The sequence below is a fragment of the Halorubrum trueperi genome, assembly GCF_042662525.1.
In the GTDB taxonomy this organism is placed as follows: Archaea; Halobacteriota; Halobacteria; order Halobacteriales; family Haloferacaceae; genus Halorubrum; species Halorubrum trueperi.
In genome coordinates this window covers 1-6002 of the sequence record NZ_JBHSXI010000005.1, presented here as the reverse complement: position 1 = coordinate 6002, position 6002 = coordinate 1, and the positions used below count along the sequence as shown (strand labels likewise).

Here is a 6002-nt window from a genome sequence, read left to right as displayed (position 1 = left end):
AGTTTTGACCCTTCGACAACCGCCGTCAGTAACAGCTACTGTATCTTCTGATCGTAAGAACGCGCCTCTGACAGCTTGAGACTACGTACAATCGACCCTACCCCGTCGCCGTCTTGCGTTCAACAAGGCAAGCGTACAGCCAATATTGCTGGTCATTGATCCGAATCACAGTCTCGTCAACCGCGACGTGATTCGGGCTTCAGCCCTCTGTGGGCTGTAAATCGGCCTTCTGAACCCAGTCATGAACGGCTTTGCGTGAGCGTTCGACACCCAGGCTTTCGAGGAGTGAGACGGTATTCGACAGTGACAGCCCCGCAACGTGCGTCTGAATACCGAGCTTCATCGCAGACTCGGGTGTCCGCTCTCGCTCCACAAAATCCAAATCAATCCAGTCCCAATCTCCGGTGAGGCGGGCGATTTCTGCCATGAATCAGCAAGAAATCACACCGCCTCACTCTTCATCCTTAACTAAACACGACCTGGTCGGATGACCAAACAATTAACTGCCGCTCTCGTCTATTACCGAGAGATGACTGAGTCATCCAAACCGACGAGAAGCCCTCGTGAGCGGCATGCAGACGCCGCGATTGAGGCGTTTTCCACGACCGAGTACGGAATCCTGATCGACGGCGAGTGGGAACCGGCTGCAACCGGGGAGACATTCGCCGCTACCGATCCGACCACTGGACAGGAACACGCTAAGGTTCAAGATGCGGGTGCCGACGATGTTGACCGAGCCGTCACTGCCGCTAACCAAGGCTTCGAAGCATGGTCCGACATCACACCCCGTGAACGTGCCACGTATCTACAGGATATTGCCGATGCTATCCGGGACGAGCGAGATCGCCTTGCACAGGCGATTACGCTCGACGTTGGTCGTCCCTTGCGGGAGTCAAAGGGCGAGGTCCCTCAGGTCGCTGACCGTTTCGACTATTTTGCTGGGTTGGCTCGAGACATCACCGGCGAAACGATTCCGGCAGAGACACACGACTTTGTTCTGACGTTTCGGGAACCCTACGGTGTCGTCGGGGCAATAGTCCCTTGGAACGTTCCGCATATGCTAACGGCCAACAAGTTGGCCCCTGCGCTTGCAGCTGGTAACAGTGTCGTTTTGAAACCGGCAGAGCAGGCGAGTCCGAGTACACTCGAACTCGTCCGAATAATCGACGATGTCCTGCCGGACGGCGTCGTCAATGCGGTTACTGGCTTCGGAGACACCGGGGCGGCACTAGTCGAACACCCCGACGTACCCAAAATAGCGTTTACAGGGAGCGGCGAAACTGGCAAGCAGGTGATGCGCTCTGGTGCCGCCGCGGTGAAGTCCGTGACGCTGGAACTTGGCGGCAAGGGCCCGGCTATCGTGTTCCCCGACGCCGACCTTGAGAAAGCCGTCGAGGACATCATGATGGGCATTTACTTCAACGCTGGCCAAATCTGCGGAGCGACCGCTCGGTTGTACCTACATCAAGACATTGCCGACGAATTCCTCGACCGATTCGTCTCGAAGTCGGCAGATCTAGAAATCGGGGACCCACTCGTAGAGGGAACTCGCCTGGGCCCAATCGTCGACGAGAGCCAACACGAAGACATCTTAGAGTATATTCACGATGCTCGTGAACGCGGCGCGACCGTCCTCACTGGCGGGGGTGTACCCGAAGACAGCACGCTCCCCGACGGGTGGTTCGTCGAGCCGACCGTGCTGACAGACGTACCTCAAGACGCTCCCGCTGCTTGCGAGGAGATTTTTGGTCCGGTCGAAATAGTCGAGGTCTGGTCTGACTACGATGATGTCATCCAGCGGGCCAACGACAGCAAGTTCGGTCTGACCGCCGGCGTTTGGACAGACGACTACCGCACGCTAATCCGAGCGACGAAGGATCTCGAGGCGGGAACGATTACGGGCAACCTTGCCCACCGCTTGCCGACCGAGATGCCCTACGGAGGGACCAAACAGAGCGGTACTGGTCGCGAGAATGGCCGTGAAGTACTCTCAGAGTACACCGAACTCAAGAGTCTCAACGCCGATCTCCGAGAGGGGTCTGTTGGTATTTACTGAGCCCGAGACGACCATCTGTCGAGTCAACTTGAGCTCCCTCACGCCTCGGGCGTCCACACATTATTTATCTCCACCGAGCTACACACTGATGTCACCAATGACCGCAGTCAGTTTTCCCCAGGCAGACGGTATCGGCCGAATACCTCTCGCATCCCCTCCAATTACTTCGATTACTGACGAGTTCCTGAATGACCCCGAAACTGCCACCGAAGACGCTCCCGAGGCTGGCGCCGGCGTGGTCGTCGTAGAGAGCGACCTAGATGGCATGCTCCTGGCGGGTGGCAGTCTTTCGTGATATGTTGAGGCAGACGAACAGGCCCTGCGAAACTTCGTCGCGTTCAAAACCTATTCCGAACGGGTGAGAAACTCTCTGCAGTAACCGTGGCTGCCATTGATGGCCACCGTCTCGTCGGTGGGTTTGAGTTGGCATTCGCCTGTGACGTCCGGATCGTCTCGGACGATGATTGGTAGCTCGGCTGCACCGAAACCGAAATCGGGGCAATTCCCGGCGGCGGGACCCAGCGTCTTCCGCGTGAAGTTGGCCGGACGACAGCTATCAACGTACTCGTCAATACCTGCCGTGTCACGTCGGTGGGGCAGCCGACTTGAATCGGCCTCAGTGCGTCGTCAATCCGGCAGAGGTCCGGGACGAAGTCCGAACTTACGCCGCCCGGATCGCCGATGGCCGGCGCGCGCTCACGTAGCGGCCCAGCAGGAAGTGACAGACTGGATGGTGACGAGCCTCAATCAGGGAACTGCTTTCGAACAGCAACTGGGTACGATCTGTTCGACACGGAAAATTTCCGAAGCGGGATTTCTGCCTCCGTCGACAATCACGAACCTGCGTTCCGCAGAGAGTAAAGCGGACATGATCTCGTTCCCAGACGCCGGGAATGACGTAGCAGTTATAGGGGATAGCCGCGCGCACGTTCAACTGGACTCTCCTATGCAACCAGAAGATGCAAAATCGGTTCACGGATCCTCGATGGACGATGAGGCAATTAAGCAAGTCCTCCGAGAACGAGGGCACGGAGTACTGTCGCTGGCCAGGGACAGTGAGGCCTACGCCATTCCCGTCTCGTTCGGCTACGATGGTGAACGAGCCCTCATGTACCTCCTGCAGTTCGGTGAGGATAGTGAGAAACTCGCCGTTGCGAGCGACACCGAGCAGGCTTGCTTAGTAACGTACAATGTCGAGACACGCTTCGAGTGGGAGAGCGTAATATTGCGCGGCTCCCTCCGAGAACTGCCCACGGAAGAGAGTGAGGACGTTGAAGCAGTCATGGACGAGAATGCATGGTTTCCGAGCATCTTCCCACCGGATGCCCCAATCACCGGCGTTCACATCTATGAACTCGTGATAGAGTCGGCGTCGGGGCGACAAGGCGAAGGTGTCGTGTAACTCCGAGAATACTTAGACGGAGCCACCAACAGATACGTTGTTGGCACTCCGATTGTCGAGTTAACCTTGTTCACGCAGTTGGGCGCGTTGGAGTTTGCCGACTTCGTCTTTCGGGAGTTCGTCGAGGAACTCGATTTCGCGGGGGTACTTGTACTTCGCCATCGCCGATTTCGTGTGGTCTTGGAGGTCTGTGACGAGAGTGTCGTCGGGGGTGGCGTCGTCAGTGAGGGTGACGAAGGCTTTGACGATCTCGCCTCTCGTTTCGTCGGGTTTGCCGACGACGGCCGATTCTGCCACCGCAGGGTGGTCGTTGAGGACTTCTTCGACTTCGGGGGCGGCGATCTGGCGCCCGCCCGAGACGATCATGTTGTCCAGCCGCGTCTCGAACCACAACCACCCATCCTCGTCCTTGCGGTAGATATCGTCGACCAGACTCCACCCGTCGAGCGTGTCCTCGTGCTGGCGGTCGCCCACACCCGGATGTTCGTTCTGCCAGTACGCGATTCCCGTAGGGCCCCGGACGGCTAACCGACCGAGTTCACCCCGAGCAACCTGCTCGCCGTCCTCGTTGACGACCTTTGCTTCCAAGCCCGGTACGGGTCGTCCGACTGAGTGGAGTGGGGCAACCTTGTCCCCGCCACTGTACGATCTGATGAATGGGAAGACACCGCCCATCGGGTTCATACCAACAACGTTGCAGGGCTCGAAGCCTAGGTGCTCGGTGATTCGGTCGAACGTCTCGCGGTCGGTAGTCTCGCCTGTCAACAGTACTTCCGAGAGACTCGAGAGGTCGTGCTCTGCGAGCAGACCCTCGTTGATGATCATCCTCCAGATGGTTGGCACCCCGCCGAACCGAGTAACATTGTGTTCGTCGATAATCTGGACAACCTCGTTAGGGCTTGGACGGGCTTTGAAGATTTGTGTGGGGCCGTTGCGGATCGTCAATGTCCGATCTATCATGCCGAAGCCGTGGCCCATTGGAGCGTGATTGAACATGATTGATGACTCATCGATCGCCCGGTCTTCGCTGGTGACAATCGACCCTGCGACGTTCGAGGCATGCAGCCAGATACAGCCCTTCGGTTTCCCGGTCGTGCCACCGGTGTAACAGATGTTGGCGACGTCGAGCGGAGCGGTGTCAGCCGCCTCGAGGTGCGTATCTGCAGCTTCCATGATCTCCTCGTAATCATGGATGGCTACGTCCACCGGGACGTCGGGTATATTGTATTCATCAGTGAGCATCACGAGATCAGTCAGGGTTTCGGTGCCATCGATGGCCTCGTAAGTTGCTTCTAAGTCTTCGGTGGTCGTGATAATCGCAGACGCCTCGGTGTCTGTCACAAAGTACTCAAGTTCGCGGGCTTGGTGGGCGTGGTTGCTAGGGACGGCTACCAATCCAGTTTTCCAGAGTGCGAGAATCGTAACCAGGGTCTCGAGGCGCGTTGGGAGGCGGTAGAGAACCCGATCCCCTGGCTCTAAACCAGCATCGAGCAGAGCATTGCCGAGTCTATTGACGCGATCCTGTAATTCCCCGTAGGTGACTTCTCGGTCGAAATCTTCATCTACGACCGCTAGACTATCCTCCTGTTCCGCTGCCTCAACGGGCTGGTCTAAGATGGCCGCCGTCGTGTTCAACTGGTCGGTATTGTAGGCCCAGTCGAAGTCGGGGTGAGCGAAAACTAGGTCGGGCCGATCGCTATCCGGGACGAACGACGCTGGAACGTTGTCGAACATGTACGTCCCACATATTTAGACGGTCCTATATTAAGTTACTCTAATGTACTCGGGCAGATTTACCACGAATAAAACGTGGTCACCGACAGACGTAGCCGAAAGACCGGCCAGCCTACTGTCGTTATGCGTAAGTAGACAGTGCCTCGGCCACATCGTCGGGCACAGGCTGTGGTTCTTTCGAATCAGTATCGACGAACACGAGGGTCAGTTCGCTCTCGAAGACAACCGTATCGAGTGTTCCGAGTGCTTCGAATGTAACCGATGTTGTTCCGATGTCCGGCGTTATCTCGACGGCAACCTGGTCTCCAATAGATATCTCACCGAGATAGTCTGCCTCTGCATGGGCAGCCGGGTACAATATATCGTCTTCCATGGCTGTCTGGGGGTCGTAGTCGATGTCTTCGAGGAGTGCTTGAACAGCTTCAACAACACAGTCGATTACGGCTGGCGTGTAAACGAGACCCGAGAAGTCGGTGTCGCCTGATCTGATGGGCCAGTGGTACGTGTACGGCACGGTTGGGATAAGAGTGCCTACCGGCTTATAGGTTCTGACCGCTGAGGGTGTCATAGAACGAGTAGCACACTAAAGAGCAGGGTGAACGCTGAGGTGGATGAGTTCAGCGACCCTGCAAGATGATCCTTCGGTAGACTCGTTCTTCAATGTCGTGGAGACCGAGACGCTAGCGCTGTTCGAGCACCTCTCCTTCGAGTTTCTCGAAGAGTTAGACGTGTTCGCCCCGGGTGAGACGGGGCGAACCCGAGATCTTGAACCGCCCGAGATGATGCGTGGTTTTCTCCATTGCTATTACA

5 protein-coding genes and 3 pseudogenes are annotated in these 6002 nt (G+C 57.0%); 5 read left to right on the top strand and 3 right to left on the bottom strand.

Features of this window, described 5'->3' with window-relative positions:
• Nucleotides 1-124: 124 nt before the first annotated feature.
• Nucleotides 125-427: pseudogene (locus tag ACFQEY_RS05515) on the bottom strand (IS6 family transposase); the annotation flags it as partial.
• Between the two features lie 102 nt (nucleotides 428-529).
• On the opposite strand from ACFQEY_RS05515, the gene ACFQEY_RS05510 reads away from it, so the two are divergent.
• The 4 genes and pseudogenes from ACFQEY_RS05510 (at nucleotide 530) to ACFQEY_RS05495 (ending at nucleotide 3458) form a co-directional block, all read left to right on the top strand.
• Nucleotides 530-2056: an aldehyde dehydrogenase family protein gene (locus ACFQEY_RS05510; protein WP_379765588.1), complete on the top strand. Its 1527-nt coding sequence runs from the start codon at nucleotides 530-532 to the stop codon at nucleotides 2054-2056.
• Between the two features lie 97 nt (nucleotides 2057-2153).
• Nucleotides 2154-2351 carry a hypothetical protein gene (locus ACFQEY_RS05505; RefSeq protein ID WP_379765585.1) on the top strand — a complete coding sequence of 66 codons (198 nt, stop codon included), beginning with the start codon at nucleotides 2154-2156 and terminating at the stop codon, nucleotides 2349-2351.
• 50 nt (nucleotides 2352-2401) lie between these two features.
• Nucleotides 2402-2527, top strand: a pseudogene (locus ACFQEY_RS05500) (enoyl-CoA hydratase-related protein); the annotation flags it as partial.
• Between the two features lie 514 nt (nucleotides 2528-3041).
• Nucleotides 3042-3458 (top strand): pyridoxamine 5'-phosphate oxidase family protein, encoded by a 417-nt coding sequence (locus ACFQEY_RS05495; protein WP_379765583.1) that lies wholly within the window; start codon nucleotides 3042-3044, stop codon nucleotides 3456-3458.
• Between the two features lie 60 nt (nucleotides 3459-3518).
• On the opposite strand, the gene ACFQEY_RS05490 is transcribed toward ACFQEY_RS05495, so the two are convergent.
• Both ACFQEY_RS05490 and ACFQEY_RS05485 read right to left on the bottom strand, forming a co-directional pair.
• Entirely contained in the window at nucleotides 3519-5192 is a 1674-nt protein-coding gene (locus tag ACFQEY_RS05490) for an acyl-CoA synthetase (RefSeq protein WP_379765579.1), read from the bottom strand.
• 121 nt (nucleotides 5193-5313) lie between these two features.
• A complete protein-coding gene (locus tag ACFQEY_RS05485) occupies nucleotides 5314-5706 on the bottom strand; it encodes an acyl-CoA thioesterase (RefSeq protein WP_379765576.1) in 393 nt (130 codons plus the stop codon).
• Nucleotides 5707-5803: 97 nt separating this feature from the next.
• Between ACFQEY_RS05485 and ACFQEY_RS05480 the strand changes: the two are divergent.
• Nucleotides 5804-6002: pseudogene (locus ACFQEY_RS05480) on the top strand (IS5/IS1182 family transposase); the annotation flags it as partial.